Origin of the sequence: Pseudomonas sp. TUM22785, from assembly GCF_028198105.1 — a bacterium.
GTDB classification, from domain to species: domain Bacteria; phylum Pseudomonadota; class Gammaproteobacteria; order Pseudomonadales; family Pseudomonadaceae; genus Metapseudomonas; species Metapseudomonas solani.
This window is the reverse complement of the sequence record NZ_CP116239.1, coordinates 6,788,247-6,810,899: the sequence shown is the minus strand read 5'-3', so window position 1 is coordinate 6,810,899 and position 22,653 is coordinate 6,788,247. Positions and strand designations below refer to the sequence as shown.

Below are 22,653 nucleotides of genomic sequence, written 5' to 3'. Positions count from 1 at the left end.
AATCTCTGACAGATGGATATGTTGGTCATGCCTTCCGAATCGAAACGCCGCAGTCGCGCATGGCTGGGCCTGGCCCTGGGTGCACTGCTGGCCGGCTGGACCGCCACGGCCCAGGCGTTCTTCGGCTTCGGGTTGATCCCCGGGATCTATGTCCCGCAGACCTACTACAAGTTCGGGGCCGTCTACACCCGCGCCATCGTGCTCAGCCCCAACGGCAAACCCATCTGGGTGGAATACGGCAGCGACGGCAAGGAAGCCCGCGAGATCGGCGAAGCCACCGGCTCGCTGGAGCAGGCCCAGGTGATGTCCGGCGACGTCTACCGCGCTTACCTGCAACGGCTCAAGGATGCCCGCGAGCGCTATCCGAACGGCGAGGTGATGACCGCCGCCACCTACCGGGGCAAGTCCTTCAAGACGGTGGATGGCAAGGCCATCGACAAGCCCAGCCTGAGCCCCAGCAGCCTCACCGTGCTGGTGCGCGGCGAGAAGGAACGCTTCAGCACCAAGGGCGATGAACTGCTGCTGTTGCAGATGCCCATCGACAGCAACGTCACCCCGTCCTCCAGCAGCAAGGCGCTGCTGCTGTCCAAGGAAGGGCAGATCCTCCACCAGGGCACCAACAGCATCGGCTTTCGCGCCGGCTTCTTCGGCAAGGACGGCAAGGTCGACGACAAGAACACCCGCGACCGCGACGCCAAGATCTACGGCCCGCTACCGGGCGTGGGCGTCACCCTGGGCAGCCACGTCACCGGCGGCTATGCCCTGACGGACGACGACGGCAAGTACAAGATGAACTACTTCCTGCCGCCTTGCCCCGGGTTCTTCTTCGAGTACACCACCCCGGCCTACCTGGAGCTCTACTACAAGCGCTTCAACCCCCGGGGCAGCTCCAACATGCCCTACTACCTGACCCGGCCGGACTATGACTCCTGCAACGGCTTGGGCTTGTGGAGCCTGGAGGCGGCAGCGATCGTCGCTACTATCGCAACGCCGATGAAGCAGGCTGCGGATTTCCCCATCGACCTGATGGTGCTGGATGGCTCGGCGCAGTTCGGTGGCGGCGTGAAGCTCGGCGACAAGACCGCCCACAGTGACAAGACCGGCAAGCGCGACAACTATCTCCAGCAGAGTTACGACTTCGACGGTGATGAAAAGCCGGATCAGGTCGTACCGGGCAAGAAGGTCGTCAAGCAGGTAGATGGCAAGCCGAAAGAGGTCTTCGAAAAGACGACGCTCGAAGAAGCCGAACTGCAGGGGATTTATCTATCCAGCAGTGCGAGTGCGGAGTCGTCTGGTGGTGAGGCCGCGCAGCCCGACTTCACAAGGCTGATCGATATAGCCCCCGATTTCGAGGATCGCGGGCTTCTGGAGAGCATCAGCAAGGACGACCTGAAGGACACGGACATCTACGTGTTCCGCGAGTCCAACGGCCAGCTCGTGGCCGAGCGGCGCGGGCTGCACGAGGACGAGCTGTACAAGAACTACTCAGGTGTCGACGAGAAGACCGGCAGCTTCCGCTACACCATCCAGCTGCGCGGCTCGAAGGAAAACTACTACGCCATCGCTGGCCGCACCGGCGAGGCGGCCTTCAGCAAGTGGCAGAGCGCCGGCGGTTTCAAGGAAGAGTTCCAGAAGCGCGCGGCCAATCACCTCAAGGCCGGCGAGACGGTGCGCATCATCGCCATCAACCGCCCTACCGGCTATATCGGTAGCGTCAAGGTCAAGCTCGAGTCCGCCGTGGCCAGCGGCAACCTGCTGAACTTCGCCGATCAGCGCATCGAGCTGGCGCCGCCGAACCTCAAGGTCTGGGCCGAGCGCAAGAACAAGATCGAAAAGGGCATGACCAAGGGCGAGCTGAAGAAGCAGCTCATTGGTAATGAAGGTGCCGGGCTCGGCACCGATATCAGCATCGCGATCTATACCGATTGGCAGGATGCCGATGGGGGAGCCCTGCCGGAGGAACTGGCGGACTATGGCTTCACCGGTCGGCTGGCGAAAATCGTCGCGGCCAATCAATTGGCACCGGAAGGCGCCAACAGCCTCTCGCAGTTCAAGATCAAGCCGGGCCAGCAAGTGCAGGTGATCCAGCTGCCGGAGAAAATATTGGCCAAGCAGCACCTGTATCTGCAGGTGACCGGCCAGCCGGAAAACCGCAACCCGGACTTCTCCTCCAACGGCTCGGGCAGCGGTGTATTGAAGTACCGCCCGACCCACTATGTGCCGGTCAGGGTGCCGCTCAACGATGAAGAGGCCAGCGAGCTGTCACGCCAGGCCTATCGCAAGGCGGTCAAGTCGTTTCCCCAGCAGACTTTCAAGAAGCCGGAGCCCAGGTACGAATGGAAGTACCGGCCCGAGATGCAGTTCAGCCTGTATGACCTGACGGTCGATCAGATCAAGCGCAAGGAACTGGCCAGCGATGCCGGTACCAAGATCGATCTGAACCAGGCCGCCATCACCGCTTCCGACAGGGTCATCGACTTCCTCTACTCGCTGCTGCAAAGCCAGTTCGCCCAGCTCGACCCCTTCGACATGAAGGGGGAGCGGGAGATGGTACTGGCGATGGGCGGGTCGGAAGTGAAGGTCAAGTACGGGCCGAGCAAGACCATTCAGTTCACCGACCTCAATCACCTGTCGGCGCTGCAGCCGGAAGACTTCATGAGCATCCGCCTGTATGCCAACAATGATGTGAGCAACATCTTGTGGGAGTGGGCGTTCGATAACATCGTGCTGTTGCCGGTGCCCATGGCTGGTGGAGAAACGATCAAGGTCTCCGCCGACGATGCGGCGTTGGTTTCCCAGGGCTTGAGTGCCGTGGTGTTACGCCCCAACGAGGACAAGAACACCCATCGCTATTCATTGAGCTGGTCGGTCAGCGGCAACGGGCAGTTGGAAAAGGCCTCGGACACCAACATGACGGGCACCTTCGCCAATGCCCTGAAACTGACCACAAAGGCTGGCAATCGCGCCACGGTGACGGCGAAGTTCAGCGAGCCCTATGTCATCGACCCGAAAACCGCCACTTTCGAGATCGTACCCGGCAAGCCCCATACCGTGACGGCGAACGCCCAGGGTCGCACGGCCATTTCGGGGGCGGGAAAGATCACCCTCGATATTCTCGCCAAGGACAAGTTCGGCAATACCGTCGCCGACGGTACGTTGGTGGAAATCCTGGGCGAGGACATCGCGGTCAGCGGCGATACCGCGACGGTCAATGGCAAGGTCCAGTTGGTCCTCAAGGGTGACAAGGAAGCGGGCGAGAAAAACTACTCCATCAAGGTTGGCGATGTGGTGGAGGAACGCACGCTGACCGTGGATGACATCAAGCTGGTGGTCGATGCCCCGGATGAAATTCCCCGTGGTGGCAATGTTCCGGTCACCATTCATGCCGAGTCCGACACACCGGATCTTTCCGGTGTGCAGATTCAGGTCACCGCCCTGCGGGGTGCTGTCACCAACGGCACGCTGACCCTGGGCAGTGACAACAGCGTGCGCACCAGCCTGGATGCCGGCAACTTTGTCGGCGAGGGCAAGCTGATTGCCCGCATCAACGACAAGCTGTTCCCCATGTCGCTCAAGGTCGATGCGCTGAGCAATGATCTGGAGGTTTCCAATCCGCTGCTGATTTCCTCCCGCTTCGGCTCATCGCCTGACGGCCAGCACGCTGAAACCGACATTGTGCTCAAGGGTGAAGTGGGCGAAGAGGTCGAGATCGACCTGCGCGATTACCTGTCACCGAACTTGCTACCTGCTGCGTTCTGGGGGCTGTATGGGCCTTCGGCCGATGGCCGCTTCCTGGACGATGAGTTCCAGCGAGAGATCAAGCTGCACAACGCCACACCCCAGGGCCAGGGGGTGCGACGCGAGGACCGCTTCATCCAGATAACCACGGATGACGGCTATGCCGGCGTGCCCTACGACCAGGCGCTGGCGCGTACCGATGATGTGGGGGCGACCCTGTCGTTCCGTCCCGATGAAGGGGCCTTCGGCAAGAACCTGCTCGATTACGCGGCCAGTGGCCTGAAGGCGGTACTGACGGGCGACGGCCGGGTAAAGGTGACCGCGCAGACCCAGGATGCCGATGTCGAGCTGCTCAGCCAGCCGGTCAGCAAGGAGCAGTGGCACCGCATGGGGGTCCATGTGGTGGCGCAGAAATTGATTCTGCAGGTGGATGACCAAACATTCACCGCCTCACTGAGCGGCCCTCTGAAGAAAGCGTCCGGCCAGTACGCCGCCGTCGTGGGCAAGGGCTTCAAGGGTGCGATCAACCGCTTTGGCTTGTTCGACTGGACCCAGGCGCCTGTTGTGACCATTGCCGGCGGCGGTGGCGAACAAGGTTCCGCCCGGGTCGGTAGCGATGGCAAGGCGAGATTCCGCATCAGTTCCAACCTGAGCAACCTGCTGGCACTGCGAGAGAACCCCAACCAAGGCTTGCTCGTCACCATCAGCCGCATCCTGGTCGCCCAGGCGGTGGCCGATGGCGAGGATGCCTGTGCGGTGGTACCGGTTACCCCGACCATCAACGCCGCCGAAGCGTTGCTGAACTTCATAGTCAAGTGCGAACTGCAGAAGAAGGTTCGTCAGGCCGAGATCAAAGTCAAGACTGCGAAGGGGGTGTGGCAGACCACTGTTGCCTATGCCGAGTTGGGGCTGATCACCGGCTTGCAAAACCAGATCAACGCCCTGGGCAATACTGCCATCTACCTGGCCAAGTGCCTGGATGGGGTAGTGACCGGCTCTACCGACAACGCGGTCTCCACCATCTGCGACTTCGTTGCCAGCATGTTGCTGGTGGGCGATATCCGCGACTTCGTTATCCACAGCTATTACTACTACACCGATAACACGGAGAAATTCGACTACCCGACCTATGTGTTCGCTGGGCTGGGGATCATCGGCACCCTGGCCGAGTTTACCGGTGCAGGCATTGCTGTTGACGCGGCCCTGGCCGGTGGCAAGACGGCTTCCAAGGTCCTCAAGGGCAGTACCGTGATCAGCACCTTGGTCACCTACCTGGACAAGAAGGTGTTGAACGGTGTCTCGGGCCAGAAAGTCGAGGCGCTGAAGAAGGTCATTCCGATGCTGCAGATAGTGGCGCTGGTGGCCTTCGAAGGACCGGCCCTGAAAGAGTTCATCTTTAGCGCGATCAAGACGGCCGAAGATTTTGAAATATGGACGGTCTACGCCTATTGGATGACGGAAGAGGGAGGGCTATTTGTACAGCGAGGCGCTCTCGAAACGGGCGTTGAATCACTGGTTGGCTTTGTCGTTGGACCGGCCCATGCAGCGGTGGCGGGGAAGGCCAGCGACCTTCTCGCCGTGTTGACAAGAGTGCAAGAGAGCGCAAAGAAAGTCGGTACGGATAAAAACGCGGGCGCAGTGTTTACCAAGGTAATCAAGGAGCTGGAAGCAGCGAAAGGGACGCCTTTGGCTGAACTGGCAGGCAAATCGGATGAATTGGTCGCATTGATGGCCATCTATTCGCGAGGCTCAGAGAGTGCCTTGGCGGCCTTCCGCCAGACACCTTGCAGCCCTCCGCTGTGCTTTAACGGCCGGACCATGGGAGAGTTCGTGAAGGACATTGGTGAGATAGAGAAACATCTCTTCGCCACCAAGAGTCCAGCCACGGATATGAATAAGGTTTTTGAGCAACTGGGCACTACCGCAACGCGTAAAGATGGCGTCGAGGTCGACAGGGTATTCGTTGCCCGGGGTGGCGCAGGTACTTTGCAGGTCATCAAGCGTCTTATCGATAAAAGCAAGGATATGGAAGTTCTGGCCTTTGAAAAGGCTACGAAGACAGTAGGTGGTACTCGCCATTACGATGCGCATGTAAAGATTAATGGAGACGAATATTTTATCGAGTCGAAATACTGGACTCAAAATAAAGGTGAAACTCATATCGCAAATGCCATGAACGTCTTCAAGAAGGAAAATGGCGAAGATGGGCCGCCGGGTCAGCTGCTCAAAGATGTATTGGGGTATATGACAGGCGAAGGTGCTGGCAAGAAGGTGCGCTGGGAATTTGTAGAGGGCTCGTCGACGGGAATTAATCGAGATGAACTCATAAAAGCAGCTATAAAAGCTATAAATAAAGAGGGTGGCAATATTCAGGAGTACATAGCGAAGAAGGCTGGCAAGGATGATTATTCTGAAGTGAAGGATGAGGTGGAGGCAGCTTTGCGGATCATTTTGGGAGGAGTAAAGGTTGGTAGTTAATATCGTTGGGAACGCCTCATTCCGGCTCGCTACCGAGGGGCTCTCTATAAACACTAAAGAGTCTGGTGCGATTGTCTCCGCTACGGAGGTCAGGCTTGTTCCACCTAAGGCGACCTATTTGCGCTTCGCCACCTCGGGAGTCGAGGTGTTCAACTCGTACAAAGAGGATGGCTGCACAGTCATCGCTCATGGCAGACAGTGGCATACCCGCGACCTCTTCATCGGCGGCTATGAGGCGTATTGTGTACTCAGGTCCGTAGACGCTGAAGGCAATAAATTTTATGGCGTCTATGACTGGGACGGCAGTGAGTTAGGTCGTCTGCCGTTCATTGTGGGCGACAGGTACTTCGCCAGCACCTGGGTGGCTCTGTCGCAAGAAAAAACCTCGCAGCTCTTTACGCTACAGGGTGAGAAGCTCGGCCATTTGCAGGCCATCACCGTATCGGTTGGTCGACAGCAGCCGATTTTCTTTACCGAGTGCTTTGCCCTGTTCAAGCATGCCCCAGGATCTGACTACCAGATCTACGATGTCAGCAAGCGGCAACTGACCTCCACCATCAGTGTCAGTGAAGCTGTGTGCGGCGTAGTGCAGTCCGCTTCCGGCCTTACCTACTTGGTCGATGCGCAGGGAATCAAGCAACTGAACTATGACGGCGAATCGGCAACGCTTGAGCTCCGGTATGTTTTCGACACCCCTCTGGATATTGACCAGGCCAAGGTCCGCCTTTGGTGTGATGAGCAGCACCTGTATGTGGCCGTCAACCGCGATGGCGAGAGTCAGGTGCTGATTTCAGTGGAGCTGAAAGATATAGCCGAAGTCCAAGTGCTGAGTTGGTCCGCTCCTTGGGTCATCAATTTCCATGGCGGCTTCGTTGGCGGTTACAACTACGTCACCCTCAGGCGCGATGTCCTGCTCTCGGACAACGCAGTTCTGCTTTGGAAGACCGGTCAGCCACTCTCCCCTGAACTGCTTGACTTCGATCTAAGTCCAGTCGTCGAGGTGAGCCAGGCAACCTCGAGTACCAAGGGTAAGCACGGTTACAGGCTGCGGATCGAAGATTCGTCCTGCAACCGCGCCATACGTTCGGCTGCCTATGAGCTTGGAAGAGTCATCGGTGAGTCCTGCAGTGGGGCGTATAACGAGTCTGAAACAATTCTGGATCGCAAGTTCGATGGTCAATTTCATATCGAAATAGCGACGCCTGTTGCTCCGAGTGAGTTCGAGCAGGCTTTCCTGCCGGCTTATATCCAGTACTTCCGAAAATTCGGTGGGCTATCCCCAGCAGGAAGCAAAGCGTCGCTCGCTGATCCGATCATTACTTGGAACCCACGCACTTCGTAACGCTGCGCACAATCGCGAGGTTGCTTCGCCGTGTGGCTGAGCAACCTCGTTGCGCGGAAAATTACCAATGTGTATCCGCTTTGTAATTCCTAACAAGCGGCCGTATTTCCTGTGCACTGTTCCACCAATGCGCCTACGGCCCATGACTTATCTGCACCGTGCCATTGCTCCCGTATGGGTGGTGGTGTTGGTCAAGGCTTTAAGTTGACGGGAACCACCTCGGCGAACTTGATGAAGTTCTCTCGTTGAAATGCTGTGTTTTAAAGAATTGTTAACTGACTTCGGCGGGTATAACAGATGGATTTCAAAGCTTTGAGTAGAGATTTACTGATTTTTGGTGGTAAGAAAAACTTAAGTGAAAAGGTAGTTACACCGGGCTACTACGTTATCGCCCAGACATTTTCTGCAGATGAAGATAGTGTTTATGCTGCGATTCTCTATGAGAGGACCCATTCATTCGTCAGTGCTCTGGATGCCTCAACTGGTGCTATGAAGTGGGTGGTTGAGGACCAAAGTGATGGCAGTCGCTGGGTCTATCTGGCTAGACACATATTGGCTGGGCCGCTTCTTATCGCTAAAAGCAGCGGTATTGTCTGCTTTGATCTTCGAACTATTCCAGCGTTCGATGAACCAAGCTGGCCCTATGCTATTGAAGTTGAGGGCAATAGAGTTCTAATCGAGCTCTCGGAATCAGGTTCGCCGGGCTTGTATATTTCACTGAGTCTGGTGGATTTTACCTATGAAATCCTAGATTTAGGTATACAGTTCGCACGTCATCATGACGGGAAAATATATGGCTGGAAAATTGCGGATGATATTTCCAAGTTTTATCGCTTAAGCGATGCGGGTGGGCTTCCTGAGCTCATATGCTCTATCCAAGAGTCAATTGATTATCTAGTTCCCAAATTTACCGGGAATTTTGCAGTCTATGAAAATCGGGACAGTACTTTTTTTTCTTGTATTGACCTAACTAGCTCGTCTTGCAAACGAGTGCCCTATCCTACGGAAGGAGGGGCAGTCACGGCGTATAGTGGTACCCTTTTTATCGTTCGCAATGGCTTGTGGAAGCTGAATATTAACGACGGCTCAACCTCTGGGCCTTTCCTACCTGAGACCGTTGAGTGGTATCTGGCTTTCGATGATGGGAGGATGTATACCGTGGAGGAGAGGGGCCAGATTAAGGAGAATTATTATGTGTGTATCCGAGATCCGGATACACTTGAGTTATTGTGGGAGAGAGAGTTGGCGCTTCCTGGGAATGGCATTTTTATAGGAAGCTCAGGAGTTTACGTGGAGCCGATGGGTAATGCTGGCGCAATTCAGTTCTTTAAATATTCTGACTGATCGAGAACTGATTGGGTGTGAGGATGTGGGGGGGCGGAGTCTCTTGGTTTTTCAAAAAAACAAAAGGTTGAGATTGGCTTGTGCTTCAATGCCAGATTCGGGCGCCTGCATCGAATGTTTCGTTACCTATGGTTTAGCTGCACTGAATTATTTCCGCCAAGCAAGATCAGCGCAATGATCTTTACGATGCCAACACCGGTTCTCTCAATCCTTTAGTACAACTATCGAGAAAGTGGGAGCGAGTTTTGCTAGTCAATATCGTTGGAAACGCCTCTTTCCGGTTCGTTCCGCAAGGGCTTTCCATAAACACCGAAGAGTCCGGTGCACTCGTTTCCTCCGCGGGGGTCAAGCTTATTCCGCCTGACGCAACCTACTTGCGCTTTGCCACCTCGAAAGCTGAGGTGTTCAACGTGTACAGGAAAACTGGCAGCACCGTCATCACCAGTGGCAAAGAGTGGTACACCCGTGACCTCTTCGTTGGTGGTAATGAAACGTATTGCATGCTGATGTCCGTAGACGCTGAAGGTAATGAATTTTACGGAGTTCATGACTGGAGCGGTAATGAGTTGGGGCGCTTGCCACTCATTATAGGAGACGAATATTTCGCCAGTACTTGGGTGGCTCTATCGAAAGAAAAAACCTCGCAGCTCTTTTCGCTGCAGGGTGAAAAGCTCAGCCATTTGCAGGCCATCACCGTATCGGTTGGTCGACAGCAGCCGGTTTTCTTTACCGAGCTCTTTGCCCTGTTCAAGCATGCCCTAGGGTCTGACTACCAGATCTACGATGTCAGCAAGCAGCAACTGACCTCCACCATCAGTGTCAGTGAAGCTGTGTGCGGTGTCGTGCAGTCCGCTTCCGGCCTTACCTACTTGGTAGATGCACAGGGAATCAAGCAACTGAACTATGACGGCGAATCGGCAACGCTTGAGCCCCGGCATGTTTTCGACACCCCTCTGGATATTGACCAGGCCAAGGTCCGCCTCTGGTGTGACGAGCAGCACCTGTATGTGGCCGTCAACCGCGATGGCGAGAGTCAGGTGCTGATATCAGTGGCGCTGAAAGATGCATCCGAAGTCCAGGTGCTGAATTGGTCGGCTCCTTGGGTCATCAATTTCCAAGGCGGCTTCGTTGGCGGTTACAACTATGTCACCCTCAGGCGCGATGTCCTGCTCTCGGACAATGCGGTTCTGCTTTGGAAAACCGGCCAGCCGCTCACTTCTGAACTGCTTGAGTTCGATCTGAGTCCAGTCGTCGAAGTGAGCCAGGCGGCCTCAAGTGTCAAGGGCAAGCACGGTTATAGGCTGCGCATCGAGGATACGTCCCCCAACCGCGCCATACGTTCAGCTGCCTATGAGCTGGGTAGGCTCCTCAGCGAGTCCTGCAGTGGGGCTTACAACGAGTCGGAAGAAATTCTGGACTGCGAGTTTGATGGCCAATTCCATATCGAAGTAACCACGTCGATTGCTCCGAATGAATTCGAGCAGGCTTTCTTGCCGAGTTACCTCCGATACTTCCGCACATCCGGTATGTTATCCCCAGAGGGAAGCAAGGCATCACTCACTGATCCGATCATCACTTGGAGCACTCGCACTCCGTAACGCTGCGCACAATCACAATGTTGCTTCTCCGCATGGGCGAACAGTCTAATGATGCAATAAACTCTAACTGTTCATTTTCGCTTTGTAGTTCCACGGATGTGAACGCATTTCGTCCGTGCCAGATGAAATTTTTATGATTATTGGAGAGTTCTGATTATGAAGATAGTAAAAAAGATAAAGCGCTTTCATATGGAGCTTTCCGATGCCTGTGGGTGCCAAGATACTGAACGAGTTCAGAATTTAATAGCTGCAGGGGAAGACCTGAAGGAGCCTTGGACCGTCGATGGGTATCCGATAGCGATAGCCATAGAGACGAATAATCTTGAAATTCTCCGTGCTCTCATTGAGGCTGGAATGCCGACTTATCTCAATACGACACTGGCAATCAAGCGCTACGGAACTGTGGAGAATCAGACGCTCGCCTCTCTTTGGACTCCATCTTGCCATCAGTCCATCATGTATTTGCTGGATCAAGGTGCTGCAGTACAGACTGACTCGGAAGATAATGCCCCCGTATTTGCGTTGACGAAACTTCATGATAGAGAGGCTGGTTCAGAGTCGGACGAATTCTTTGAGCGGCTCGTAGCTAACGGTATTGATGTTGATGCGCCTTGGGGAGAGCACCACCGGCTTTTGCACCTGATTTCGCAAGGGCGCAATAGGTATGTGCCTAAGCTCATTGCTCTTTCTCAGGATATCAACGTGATGGGGGCCAATGAGTTTGACACTCCACTGAGGTGCGCCATCACAGCAGGCAGTGAGCAGGCTGTTAGGGCTCTTTTAGAGAAAGGGGCGAGTGCAGATGCTTATGCAAGTAAAGGAACGAGTTTGTTGCAACTCGCGGAACATGTTAAGGAATACAAAAGGCACCTTAATCTTGGAGGTCAGGTGGATAGAATAATTTCTCTTCTTGAAAGCTCCTGCTGATTGTCTCTTGACGTTTCTCATTCATGCCAGACATGTGATTGATAATGGCTTGCTTCGCGTTCTCACAATCCGCTGTCTCATGGAATGCTCGGTATTCAGCGTCGCGTAAAGGAGGCTGCGCTAATGCAGTTCGATATTGAGCTGTCTTTCAAGGCTGATGACTCTCCTTGGTTGGAAGCTTTTTTAGAGCCGGACGGCAGGGTGCTTTGCCACTTTCCTGATGATCTGATATGCAGAGTATCGAACTGCAATTGGACGACGTTCTTAGATGCAGGGAGATCTGGATTTATAGGTTTTTTGGAAAGCTTAAGGCTTTTCGATGACGGCAGCCTAGAGTTGCTGATTTTGGTAGGTTCAGAAGGGCCTGAGCTTATAGAGCGAGTCATGAGGCGACTTTACAGTCAGGGTTGTAGAAATTTGTCGGCGTTTCTGTACGCGGATGAATGTGAGGTTGTTGTGACTGAAGACGGCATTGAGCATAGATGTGGTCTTCATTATTTTTTTGATAAGGGTGTTCTCAAGTGTCAGGACTACCCTGAGGTCGTGAATCAATATTTTTAATTTTTGATGGAGTGTTGCTCGTCACTTCTCCTTGGTGTTATCCCGCGTCTAATGCACTTTTCTGGATTCATCATGAATTCTTTTAGGCTCTGCACATTCAGTTGTGCAGTTGGCCTGTAGCCTGTGCAGGCGCGCCATTCGTCGCGCCACCTCCCTGCATAGGAACCACCCCACATTCCTCGCTGTGCCGCCCATTCCTGGGCACTTCATCTGTGATTTAATTGCACCGTGCCATCGCTCCCCGTCCGGGTTGCGGTGGCGCTCAAGGCTTTAGCAGGCCGGGACCCCGCCTGCTGTCCGTCGGCCTCCAACGCAATGGATTCTGCGATGCCCAGCGCCAGCCCTCTTGATCCCGTCGACTCCCCAGCCGAGGCCGTCAGCCTGCGTCGGTTGCCGTTCGCCTATGCCAAGCGCCACGGCGTGCTGGTCCAGTTCGGGGTGGATGGGGCGCGGCTGGTGTATCGGCCGGGCACGGCCCTGGCGGCGGTGGGGGAGGCGTTGCGTTTCGTCGGGCGGCCCCTGGCGTTCCAGGAGCTGGACGCGGCGACATTCGATGCCGCGCTGAGCCTCGCCTATCAACACGACTCCTCGGCCGCCATGCAGATGGTGGAGGGCCTGGGCGATGAGCTCGACCTCGCCAGCCTGGCCGAACGGGTGCCGGAAACCGAGGACCTGATGGAACAGGAGGACGATGCGCCGATCATCCGCCTGATCAACGCCATCCTCGGCGAGGCCATCAAGGAGAACGCTTCCGACATCCATGTCGAGACCTTCGAGAAGCGCCTCGTGGTGCGCTTCCGCATCGACGGCATCCTCCGCGAGATGGTGCAGCCCCGGCGTGAGCTGGCGGCGCTGCTGGTGTCGCGGATCAAGGTCATGGCCAAGCTGGATATCGCTGAAAAACGCGTGCCCCAGGACGGCCGTATTTCCCTGCGTGTGGCCGGGCGTGAAGTGGACATCCGCGTCTCCACGCTGCCGTCCGCCAACGGCGAGCGCGTGGTGCTGCGCCTGCTGGACAAACAGGCCGGCCGCCTGACCCTGCAGCACCTGGGCATGAGTGCCCGCGACCGCTCGCAGATGGAGGAGACCGTGCGCAAGCCCCACGGCATCCTGCTGGTCACCGGCCCCACCGGCTCGGGCAAGACCACCACCCTCTACGCCAGCCTGGTGACGCTGAACAACGGCACCCGCAACATCCTCACGGTGGAAGACCCCATCGAGTACAACCTCGAAGGCATCGGCCAGACCCAGGTCAACGCCAAGGTCGACATGACCTTCGCCCGCGGCCTGCGCGCCATCCTCCGCCAGGACCCGGACGTGGTGATGGTGGGCGAGATCCGCGACCGCGAGACCGCCGAGATCGCCGTGCAGGCGTCCCTCACCGGTCACCTGGTGCTGTCCACCCTGCACACCAACAGTGCCATCGGCGCCATCACCCGCCTGGTGGACATGGGCGTCGAGCCCTTCCTGCTGTCGTCCTCCCTGCTCGGCGTGCTCGCCCAGCGCCTGGTGCGCGTGCTCTGTTCCCACTGCAAGGAGCCCTACCAGGCGGACGCCGCCGAGTGCGACGTGCTGGGGCTCGACTCGGCGCAGCCGCCGACGCTCCACCGCGCGCGGGGCTGCGCCGAATGCAACCAGTCTGGCTACCGCAGCCGCACCGGCATCTACGAACTGGTGGTCTTCGACGACCACATGCGCACCCTAGTGCACAACGGCGCCTCCGAACAGGAGATGACCCGTCACGCCCGCACCAGCGGCCCCAGCATCCGCGATGACGGCCGGCGCAAGATCCTCGAAGGCGTGACCACGGTGGAAGAAGTGCTGCGCGTGACCCGGGAAGAATAAATGGCCGCCTTCGAATACATCGCCCTGGACAGCCGGGGCCAGCAGAAGAAGGGCGTGATGGAAGGCGACAGCGCCCGCCAGGTGCGCCAGCTGCTGCGCGACCGCCAGCTCGCCCCGCTGGACGTGAAGCCCACCCGCACCCGCCAGGAATCGGTGGGCAGCCGTTGGAGTTTCCAGCGCGGGCTCTCGGCCATGGAACTGGCCCTGCTCACCCGGCAGATGGCCACCCTGGTGCAGGCCGCCATGCCCATCGAGGAGGCGCTCGGCGCCGTCGCCGCGCAAAGCGAGAGTGGCCGGGTCAAGGCCATGATGCTGGCGGTGCGCTCCAAGGTGCTGGAAGGCCACAGCCTGGCCGGTGCCCTCAAGGAATTCCCCAGTGCCTTCCCCGACCTGTACCGCGCCACCGTCGCCGCCGGTGAGCACGCCGGCCACCTCGGCCCGGTGCTGGAGCAGTTGGCCGACTACACCGAGCAACGCCAGCAATCGCGGCAGAAGGTCCAGCTCGCGCTGCTCTACCCGGTGATCCTGATGTGCGCCTCCCTCGGCATCGTCGGCTTCCTGCTGGGCTACGTGGTGCCCGACGTGGTCAAGGTCTTCGTCAACACCGGGCAGGAGCTACCGGCTCTGACCCGTGGCCTGATCGCCACCAGCGAGGTGGTCAAGCATTGGGGCTGGCTGATCCTGCTGCTGGCGGTGGCCGGCATCAGCGCGCTCAAGGCGTCGCTGCGCAGGGACGCTGCGCGCCTGCGCTTCCACATCATCCTGCTGCGCATCCCGCTGGTGGGGCGTCTGGTGCGGGCTACCGACACCGCGCGTTTCGCTTCCACCCTGGCGATTCTCGCCCGCAGCGGCGTACCCCTGGTGGAGGCGCTGGGCATCGCCGCCCAGGTGGTGGCCAACCGAGCCATCCGCGCCAAGGTGGAAGTGGCGGCGCAGAAGGTGCGCGAAGGCAGCAGCCTGACCCGCGCCCTGGAGCAGAGCGGTGAGTTCCCCGCGATGATGCTGCACATGATCGCCAGCGGCGAAAAATCCGGGGAACTGGACCAGATGATGGCCCGCACCGCGCGTAACCAGGAGAACGACCTGGCCGCCCGCATCGCCATGCTGGTGGGGCTGTTCGAGCCCTTCATGCTGGTGTTCATGGGCGCGGTGGTGCTGGTCATCGTCCTCGCTATCCTCCTGCCCATCCTTTCCCTCAACCAGCTCGTGGGGTAACCGCGTGAAATCAGGCCGTACGCAAGCAGGCTTCACCCTGATCGAAATCATGGTGGTGGTCGTCATCCTCGGCATCCTCGCCGCGCTGGTGGTGCCCCAGGTGATGAACCGCCCGGACCAGGCCAAGGTCACGGTCGCCAAGGGCGACATCAAGGCCATCGGCGCCGCGCTGGACATGTACAAGCTCGACAACTTCGCCTACCCCAGCACCCAGCAGGGCCTGGAAGCACTGGTGAAGAAGCCCAGCGGCAACCCGCAGCCGAAGAACTGGAACAAGGACGGCTACCTCAAGCGCCTGCCGGTGGATGCCTGGGGCAACCCCTACCAGTACCTGGCCCCCGGCACCAAGGGCGCCTACGACCTGTATTCCTTCGGCGCCGACGGCAAGGAAGGCGGCACCGACGCCGATGCCGACATCGGTAACTGGGAAAACTGATGGAGCGCGAGCGCGGCTTCACCCTGATCGAGCTGCTGGTGGTCCTGGTGATCATCGGCTGCCTGGTCAGCGTGGCCGTGCTCGCCAACGGCAATGCCAGCAGCGGCCGCGAGCTGCGCGACGAGGCCGAGCGCCTGGCCGCGACCATCGCCATTCTGGCCGACGAAGCGGTGCTGGACGGCCGCGAGTACGGACTGCTGGTGACGGCCGAAAGCTATCGGGTGCTGGCCTACGACAACGCCTCCGGCACCTGGGCCGATGACGCCACCCGCCCGGAACGCCGCCCGGCCGCCTGGATGCGCCTGAGCCTGGAGCTGGAAGGGGAGGCCCTCAAGCTGCCCGAGCCCAAGGTGAAGGAAGAAAGCCGCCCCGGCCTGGCCAAGGACGAGCCGGAGAAGGACAAGCGCAAGGAAAAGCCCGTGCCCCAGGTGCTGATCCTCTCCAGCGGCGAGCTCACGCCCTTCAGCCTGCGCCTGGAAGAACGCCGCGCCGATGGCAACGCCTACGCCCTGGCCAGCGATGGCTACCAGTTGCCCAGCGCCGAGCAGGCCAAGGAGCGATGAGCATGCGCCGTGCCCGTGGCTTCACCTTGCTGGAGGTGCTGGTGGCCCTGGCCATCTTCGCCACGGTCGCCGCCTCGGTGCTGACTGCCGCCAGCCGCAGCCTGATCGTCGCCGGGCAACTGGAAGACAAGACCCTGGCCGGCTGGATCGCCGACAACCGCGTCACCGAACTGCAGATCAAGCAGCCCACCCCGGGTGAAGGCCGCGAGGACAAGGTGCTGGAATACGGCGGCCGCCAGTGGGAAACCCACAGCGAGATCGAAGCCACCAGCGACAAGGGCCTGCGCCGCGTCACCGTCTGGGTGGCGCCCAAGCCCGAGCGTGGCGCCAGTGCGCCGATCAAGGAGCGCTCGGTGTTCAGCCTCACCGGCTTCCTGGCGGTGCGTGGATGAGCCGGCAACGCGGCTTCACCCTGCTGGAAGTGATGATCGCCATCGGCATCTTCGCCCTGCTCGGCCTCGGCACCTACCGCATGCTGGAAACGGTGATGAAGGCCGACGAGGTGACCCGCGAGCATGAGAAATCCCTGCGCGAACTGGGCCGTGCCTTCGCCTCCATCGACCGTGACCTGGGCCAGGCGCTGCCCCGTGTGGTGCGCGACGCCTACGGCGACGAACGCGGTGCCCTGGTCGGCGAGCTGGGTGCCACCGACGGCACCGCCGCCCTCGAATTCAGCCGCGCCGGCTGGCGCAACCCCCTGGGCAGCACCCGCTCCCAGTTGCAGCGGGTGCGCTGGCGCCTGGCCGGCTCGACCCTGGAGCGCGTGTACTGGTCCGTGCTCGACCAGGCGGTGGACAGCCCGCCCCGGGTGCAGAAGGTGCTCGAAGGCGTCAGCTCGGTGGAGTTGCGCTACCTCGACGACAAGGGCCAGTGGCAGGAACAGTGGCCGCCGAGCCTGGGCGACTCCGACCCGGCCAAGGCCCGTGGGCGCCTGCCGGTGGCGGTCGAACTCAAGCTGGAGCACCGCCACTACGGCGGGCTGACCCGGCTCTACCGGCTGCCGGAGATGGGCGTGGAAGAACAGCCCAGCGAAGGCGGCACCACGCCCGACGACGACAAGAAGCCAACCCCCGAGCCCGAACCCAAGCCCGACGCTGGCAAGGAGAAGGGCGCATGACCCGCCAGCGGGGCGTCGCCCTGGTCACCGTGCTGCTGGTGGTCTCCATCGTCACCGTCATCTGCGCGGGGCTCATCCTCCGCCAGCAGCTGTCGATCCGTGGCGCCGCCAACCGCATCGCCATCCAGCAGGCCTGGCACTACGCCCTGGGCGGCGAGGCCCTGGGCCAGTCGGTGCTGCTGCGCGACCTGAAGAAACCGGGCAGCGACCCGCGCGCACCCATCGACCACCCCCTGGAGGACTGGGCCCGCCCGCTGCCGGTATTCCCCATCGACCAGGGCGAGATCGGCGTGCACATCGAAGACCTGGCCGGGCGCTTCAACCTCAACAGCCTGGTGCAGGGCGACAAGGTGGACAAGCTCTCCGTCGAGCGCTTCAACCGCCTGCTGCTGCGCCTGAAGATCGAGAAGCCCTATGCCGACCGCCTGGTGGACTGGCTGGACAAGGACCAGGAGCCCAGCGGCGAATACGGCGCCGAAGACAACCAGTACCTGCTGGCCCAACCCCCTTACCGCACCGCCGGCCGCGAGCTGCAGGACGTCTCCGAACTGCGCCTGCTGCTGGACATGAGCGAGGAGGATTACCGCCTGCTCGCGCCCTGGGTCTCCACGCTGCCGGCCAAGGTGCCGCTCAACGTCAACACCGCCAGCCCACTGGTGCTCTCCTGCCTCGCCGACAACCTCGACCCGGGCGCCGCCCAATCGCTGGTCAGCGGGCGCGGGCGTGAAGGCTACCCGGACATCCGCGCCTTCCTCGACCAACCGGCCATGGCCGGCACCGGCGTGCGCGCGGCGGGGCTGGGGGTGGGCAGCGCCTATTTCCAGGTGCGCAGCGAAGTGCGCCTGGGTGAGCGCAAGGTGGTATTGCTCAGCACCCTGCAGCGCGACCCGAAAGGCGTGGTCCGCGTGCTCAAGCGTGATCTCGGGCAGCCGGGCTACCTGGCCCAGGCGCCCCTCGAACCACAGGAAGAATGACCATGGATTGCCTATTCATCCCGCCCGTCGGCGGGGCGGTCCTCGGCCCCGCCTGCCAGGTGCACTGGCAGGAAGCGACCGGTGAGGGCCGCAGCCTGCCGCTGGCCGAATGCGCCGCGCTGCTCCAGGGGCGGCCGGTGGCGCTGGTGCTGCCCATGGAAATGGCCAGTGCCTTCGTGGTGGGCCTGCCGACGCAGAAGGCGCGGCTGATGCACCAGGCGCTGCCCTATGCGGTGGAGGAAATGCTCGCCGAGGATGTCGAGCTGTTCCACCTGGCCCTGGGCGCCCAGTTGGCCGATGGCCGCTACCCGGTGCTGGTGCTGCGCCGCGCTCAATTGACCGGGTGGCTGGAAGAGCTGGAAGACTTCGGCATCAAGGTTGCCGCCATCCATGTGGACGCCGACCTGCTGCCCCGTGATGGCGAGCAGCTGCTGGTGATCGGCGAGCGGGCGCTGCTGGGTGGGGCCTGCGACACCCGCCTGGCCTTTCCCCTGGCCCACTGGCCATCCCTCGGTGCCCTGTGCGCCCCCGAGACCCAGCCACGGGAAGAGGCCGAGCCCTACCGCTTGCTGGCTGCCGGCCGTGCAGGCGCCATCGACCTGGCCCAGGGCGAGTTCGCCCCGCGTACCGAAAGCCGCGCCTGGGCGGCCTGGCGCCCCCTCGCTGCTCTCGCAGGCGTCAGCGTGGTGCTGTTTCTGGCCTTCAACCTGGTGCAGGCCTGGCTGCTGGAGCGCAGTGGCGATGCCTATGTCGAATCCAGCCACGCCCTCTATCGCCAGCTGTTCCCCGAGGACAAACGCATCGTCAACCTCAAGGCCCAGTTCGCCGAGCACCTCAGCCAGGGCACCCGCGCGCAGGGGGGCTTCATCAGCCTGCTGGACCAGGCCTCCAGCGCCATAGCCGAAGCCCAGGCGGCGCTGACGGTGACCAACGTCGACTACAGCCAGACCCGTGGCGACCTGGCGTTGCAGGTCCGTGCCAAGGATTTCGCCGACCTGGAGAAGCTGCGCAAGCGCCTGGTCAAGGCCGGCCTCAGCGTGCAGCTGGGTTCGGCCAGCCGTGAAGAAGGGGGCGTGACTGCCCGCGTGGTACTGGGAGGTGGCGCATGAACGCCCTGACGGACATCCGCACGCGCCTGCGCGAAGGGCTGGAGCAATCCCCCCTGTGGCAGCGCTGGCAGCACCTGCCGCCGCGTGATCGCCTGGCCCTGCAGCTGCTGGGCGGTTTCCTCGCCCTGGCGCTGTTCTACCTGGCGGTCTGGTCGCCGGTGGCCGCCCGGGTCGAGCGTGCCCGCGCCTACCAGCAACAGCAGCAGGCGCTGTTCAGCTACATTCAGGCCAACGCCGGCCAGGCCCGCCGCCAGGCTGCCAGCGCCCAGGTGGAGCTGGCCCCCGAGCAGCTCCAGGGCCTGGTCACCAGCACCGCGCAGAAGCAGGGGCTGACCCTGGAGCGCTTCGACAACGAAGGCAACGGCGGCCTGCTGGTCACCCTGACCCAGGCCTCGTTCGAATCGATGCTGAAATGGCTGGCCGAACTGGATAAACGCGGCGTGACCCTCACCGAAGCCAGCCTCGATAAGGTGGCCACCGGCAAGGTGGATGCGCGGCTGACGCTGATGGTGGCGGGGCAGGGGGGCTGATGGTGGCTCCCGTCGGGTAGCTCTTGCCATCGAAGGCACTTGTAAGCGTCTGGTTTACAACTGCCTCTTCAGCCTGCTCTCCATCAGCAATGATGGTTTGGGCATGCTTGCCATGTTCCACTCTCTACCTTCGAGAGGGCGCGGTGGGCTGTCGGGCCGTCGTACTGCCATTGCCGCGTAGCTGAGCATTCATAGCCGCTGACGATCTTCCTGCCACCCCACTCGATGTTGCGCACACAACGGCTGTGACGCGGTTACGGGGTGCTCCGGGCGCTGCGTGACCGGGGCACGCTCGTGGCGTCGGCTGGTCAGTTCCCTGCCGACACCCCACGGTCGATGGCCATGTCGGCGCCCGTTATCGAGGCGGCTGCCGGCTGACAGAGGAAGTAGGCCAGCTCGGCCACTTCGGCCGGTTGTATGAAGCGCGCGTCGGCGCCTTGCGGGTACTTGGCCAGCAGTTCGCGGTAGTAGCCCTGTGGGTCGCCGTTGCCGTAGCGCTCCGCCTGGAACTTCAGCATCGGCGTCTCGATGTCGCCCGGGGAGACCGCATTGCAGCGCACGCCATCGGGCGCGAGGTCCAGCGCCAGGGTCTTGGTCAGCAGCGTGACGCCGCCCTTGCTCGCGCAGTAGGCGGCCGCGTTGCGGTTGCCCTGGCGGCCGGCGTCGCTGGAGATGTTGACGATGCTTCCCCGGCTCTGGCGCAACGCCGGAATGGCCGCCGCGCACATGAAGAAGGTGCCCTTCAGGTTGACGTCCAGGACCAGGTCGAAATCCTCTTCCGAGCAGGCTTCGACCGGCCCCTCACGCCACACGCCCGCCGCGTTCACCAGTGCATCCAGCCGTCCCGTCGCCGAGGTGGCGGCCTCGACCACCTCGCGGCAGGCGCCGGGCTGGCGGATGTCCACGGCCAGGTGGCCGGCCAGGGGCTGTTCGCTGGCCAGGGCCTGGAGCGAGGGGACGTTCTGGTCGGTGGCGAACACGCGCCAGCCGCCCTGGATGAAGCGTTCCACCAACGCGCGGCCGACGCCGCCGGCGGCACCGGTGATCAGGACTACAGGATTCATGGGCTGTTCTCTCGCATGGCTAAGGGCTGCGCTCAGGGCGCCTTGTTTTCCACGAGGCAGTTGCCGCCGTCGACCACCAGCACTTCGCCGGTGATGTAGCTGGCCTCGGGTGAGGCGAGGAAGGCCACGGCCGCGGCGATCTCCTCGGGGCGGCCGGCCCGGCCGATGGGGACGAACTGCGCCGCGTGCTGTTCTTCGGGCGTGCTCGAACCGGTGGCGATCCACCCCGGGGCCACCGAGTTGACGGTGATGCCCTCCTGCGCCACTTCCAGCGCCAGCCCCATGTTCATCCCCAGCATCCCGGCCTTGGCCGCGCTGTAGGCGGCCTCGCCCGGGTTGCTGCCGCGGGTTCCGGTGGTGGAGCTGATGTTGACGATGCGGCCGTAGCGACGGGCGCGCATGCCCGGCAGCACGCCCCGGGTCAGCAGGAAGGCGGTGGTGAGGTTTCGCGCAAGCGACAGGTTCCACATCTCCAGGCTCATGCCCGCCACCTCGGCGAAGGGTTCCGGGCTGCCCTGCATCGCCATGCCGGCGTTGTTCACCAGGATGTCGATGCGCCCCCACTGCGCCTGCGCCCAGGTGAGCAGCGCGTGCACGGCGGCTTCGTCGGTGAGGTCCGCTGCCTGTCCCTGCGCGTCGAACCCTTCCGCTCGCAGCTCGGCCACCCGGTCGGCGATTCGCGCGCTGCTCGCGGTGACGATCAGCTTCGCGCCGGCACGCCCCAGGCGGCGTGCGATGGCCATGCCGATCCCTGATTCGCTGCCGGCTCCACTGACCAGGGCCACCTGGCCCATCATTGCTGGTTCCATGATTCTTTCCTCCGGGGCTGTATTGCGCTGGAGGCTAGAAGTGTTTTGCTGATAGAAAAAGACAACCGTTATCAGCAGAACTGACAACACCATGGCCTTTACCAGCGAATCCCTGAAAGTCTTCCTCGCCGTGCTGGATGCCGGCTCGTTCTCGGCGGCCGCCAGGGCCCTTGGGCGCGTGCCGTCGGCGGTGAACATGGCGATTTCCCAACTGGAGGCCGAGCTGGACCTGGAACTGTTCGACCGCTCCTCCCGCCGCGCGCTGCCGACGGCTGCGGCCCGGGCCCTGGAGCCCCAGGCGCGGCAGGCGGCGGGCCAGCTCAACCTGCTGGACGCGCATGCCCTGCAACTGCATGCCGGGCTCGAGCCGCGGCTGGTGCTGGCCATGGCGCCGGAGCTGCAGAGCGGCGCCTGGAGCCAGCCGCTGTCGACGCTGGCGCGTGAGTTCCCGACGCTGGAGATCGAAGTCCGCTCCGCTGCCCAGGCCGATGCCACGCGCATGCTGCATGAAGGCAGCGTGCAGCTGGCGCTGGTGTTCGAACGCCCGGGGATCGATGAGCGCGAGGCCTTCGTCGAGGCGGGAAGCCAGTTGCTGGCGGCCGTCGCGGCGCCCGGCTACAGCCAGGCGCCGCTGAGCGAATCCCGCCTGGCCGAGCTCCGGCAGATCGTCGTCGCGCTTGGCGACCCCAAGGCGTCGGATCCGCAGATCGTGCTGTCCCACAGGGTCTGGCTGACCGACAGCTACCTGGCCACGCTGGGCCTGGTGCAGGCGGGCATCGGCTGGGCCTACCTGCCCCAGCCGCTGGTGCAGCCGCTGATCGCATCCGGTGCGCTGGAGCACGTCGCCTTTGCCGACATGGCCAACCAGATGCGGTTGTGGGTTGATGTCGTCTGGCTGAAGAACCGCCCGCTCGGGCTGGCGGCCAGGCGCTACCTCGAACTGCTGCGCGAGCAGACCCGCACCGAACCGGGCCGCGCGTGAGCGCCGCGATGCGCGCGCCGA

At 61.3% G+C, this 22,653-nt stretch carries 18 protein-coding genes; 16 read left to right on the top strand and 2 right to left on the bottom strand.

Features of this window, described 5'->3' with window-relative positions; all coding sequences use genetic code 11:
- The first annotated feature begins 12 nt into the window (after positions 1 to 12).
- The 15 genes from PI990_RS30730 (at position 13) to PI990_RS30660 (ending at position 19,777) form a co-directional block, all read left to right on the top strand.
- Positions 13 to 6,216 carry a hypothetical protein gene (locus PI990_RS30730; RefSeq protein ID WP_271659425.1) on the top strand — a complete coding sequence of 2,068 codons (6,204 nt, stop codon included), beginning with the start codon at positions 13 to 15 and terminating at the stop codon, positions 6,214 to 6,216.
- Between the two features lie 118 nt (positions 6,217 to 6,334).
- Positions 6,335 to 7,558, top strand: coding sequence for a hypothetical protein (locus PI990_RS30725; RefSeq protein ID WP_271659424.1), 1,224 nt, complete (start codon positions 6,335 to 6,337; stop codon positions 7,556 to 7,558).
- Positions 7,559 to 7,855: 297 nt separating this feature from the next.
- Positions 7,856 to 8,902 carry a hypothetical protein gene (locus PI990_RS30720; RefSeq protein WP_271659423.1) on the top strand — a complete coding sequence of 349 codons (1,047 nt, stop codon included), beginning with the start codon at positions 7,856 to 7,858 and terminating at the stop codon, positions 8,900 to 8,902.
- A gap of 245 nt (positions 8,903 to 9,147) precedes the next feature.
- On the top strand, positions 9,148 to 10,500 hold the full coding sequence (locus PI990_RS30715) for a hypothetical protein (RefSeq protein WP_271659422.1): 1,353 nt from the start codon (positions 9,148 to 9,150) through the stop codon (positions 10,498 to 10,500).
- Positions 10,501 to 10,656: 156 nt separating this feature from the next.
- Positions 10,657 to 11,427, top strand: coding sequence for an ankyrin repeat domain-containing protein (locus PI990_RS30710; RefSeq protein WP_271659421.1), 771 nt, complete (start codon positions 10,657 to 10,659; stop codon positions 11,425 to 11,427).
- Positions 11,428 to 11,550: 123 nt separating this feature from the next.
- Positions 11,551 to 11,988 (top strand): hypothetical protein, encoded by a 438-nt coding sequence (locus tag PI990_RS30705; protein WP_271659420.1) that lies wholly within the window; start codon positions 11,551 to 11,553, stop codon positions 11,986 to 11,988.
- Positions 11,989 to 12,315: 327 nt separating this feature from the next.
- Positions 12,316 to 13,833: a type II secretion system ATPase GspE gene (gspE, locus tag PI990_RS30700; RefSeq protein ID WP_271659419.1), complete on the top strand. Its 1,518-nt coding sequence runs from the start codon at positions 12,316 to 12,318 to the stop codon at positions 13,831 to 13,833.
- On the top strand, positions 13,834 to 15,048 hold the full coding sequence (gene xcpS, locus PI990_RS30695; RefSeq protein WP_265170099.1) for a GspF family T2SS innner membrane protein variant XcpS: 1,215 nt from the start codon (positions 13,834 to 13,836) through the stop codon (positions 15,046 to 15,048).
- Positions 15,049 to 15,097: 49 nt separating this feature from the next.
- Positions 15,098 to 15,484 carry a type II secretion system major pseudopilin GspG gene (gene gspG / locus PI990_RS30690; RefSeq protein ID WP_021220442.1) on the top strand — a complete coding sequence of 129 codons (387 nt, stop codon included), beginning with the start codon at positions 15,098 to 15,100 and terminating at the stop codon, positions 15,482 to 15,484.
- Positions 15,481 to 16,047: a type II secretion system minor pseudopilin GspH gene (gene gspH, locus PI990_RS30685; RefSeq protein ID WP_271661382.1), complete on the top strand. Its 567-nt coding sequence runs from the start codon at positions 15,481 to 15,483 to the stop codon at positions 16,045 to 16,047. The genes gspG and gspH overlap by 4 nt, the downstream gene beginning before the upstream one ends.
- A gap of 2 nt (positions 16,048 to 16,049) precedes the next feature.
- Positions 16,050 to 16,439: a type II secretion system minor pseudopilin GspI gene (gspI, locus tag PI990_RS30680; RefSeq protein ID WP_148304336.1), complete on the top strand. Its 390-nt coding sequence runs from the start codon at positions 16,050 to 16,052 to the stop codon at positions 16,437 to 16,439.
- Complete coding sequence (gspJ, locus tag PI990_RS30675; protein WP_265170097.1) at positions 16,436 to 17,164, top strand: type II secretion system minor pseudopilin GspJ; 729 nt, start codon at positions 16,436 to 16,438, stop codon at positions 17,162 to 17,164. Before gspI ends, gspJ begins: the two co-directional genes overlap by 4 nt.
- Entirely contained in the window at positions 17,161 to 18,138 is a 978-nt protein-coding gene (gene gspK, locus PI990_RS30670; protein ID WP_043245456.1) for a type II secretion system minor pseudopilin GspK, read from the top strand. The genes gspJ and gspK overlap by 4 nt, the downstream gene beginning before the upstream one ends.
- A gap of 2 nt (positions 18,139 to 18,140) precedes the next feature.
- Positions 18,141 to 19,247 (top strand): type II secretion system protein GspL, encoded by a 1,107-nt coding sequence (gene gspL / locus PI990_RS30665; RefSeq protein ID WP_263402495.1) that lies wholly within the window; start codon positions 18,141 to 18,143, stop codon positions 19,245 to 19,247.
- Positions 19,244 to 19,777, top strand: coding sequence for a type II secretion system protein M (locus PI990_RS30660; protein WP_271659418.1), 534 nt, complete (start codon positions 19,244 to 19,246; stop codon positions 19,775 to 19,777). The genes gspL and PI990_RS30660 overlap by 4 nt, the downstream gene beginning before the upstream one ends.
- 308 nt (positions 19,778 to 20,085) lie before the next feature.
- Here the strand turns inward: PI990_RS30660 and PI990_RS30655 are convergent, their stop codons facing one another.
- Complete coding sequence (locus PI990_RS30655; RefSeq protein ID WP_271659417.1) at positions 20,086 to 20,841, bottom strand: SDR family NAD(P)-dependent oxidoreductase; 756 nt, start codon at positions 20,839 to 20,841, stop codon at positions 20,086 to 20,088.
- A 32-nt stretch (positions 20,842 to 20,873) separates the two neighbouring features.
- Positions 20,874 to 21,650, bottom strand: coding sequence for an SDR family NAD(P)-dependent oxidoreductase (locus PI990_RS30650; protein ID WP_271659416.1), 777 nt, complete (start codon positions 21,648 to 21,650; stop codon positions 20,874 to 20,876).
- Between the two features lie 91 nt (positions 21,651 to 21,741).
- Here PI990_RS30650 and PI990_RS30645 point away from each other — a divergent pair, with 91 nt between their 5' ends.
- A complete protein-coding gene (locus tag PI990_RS30645; protein ID WP_271659415.1) occupies positions 21,742 to 22,632 on the top strand; it encodes a LysR family transcriptional regulator in 891 nt (296 codons plus the stop codon).
- The last annotated feature ends 21 nt before the right edge of the window (positions 22,633 to 22,653 follow it).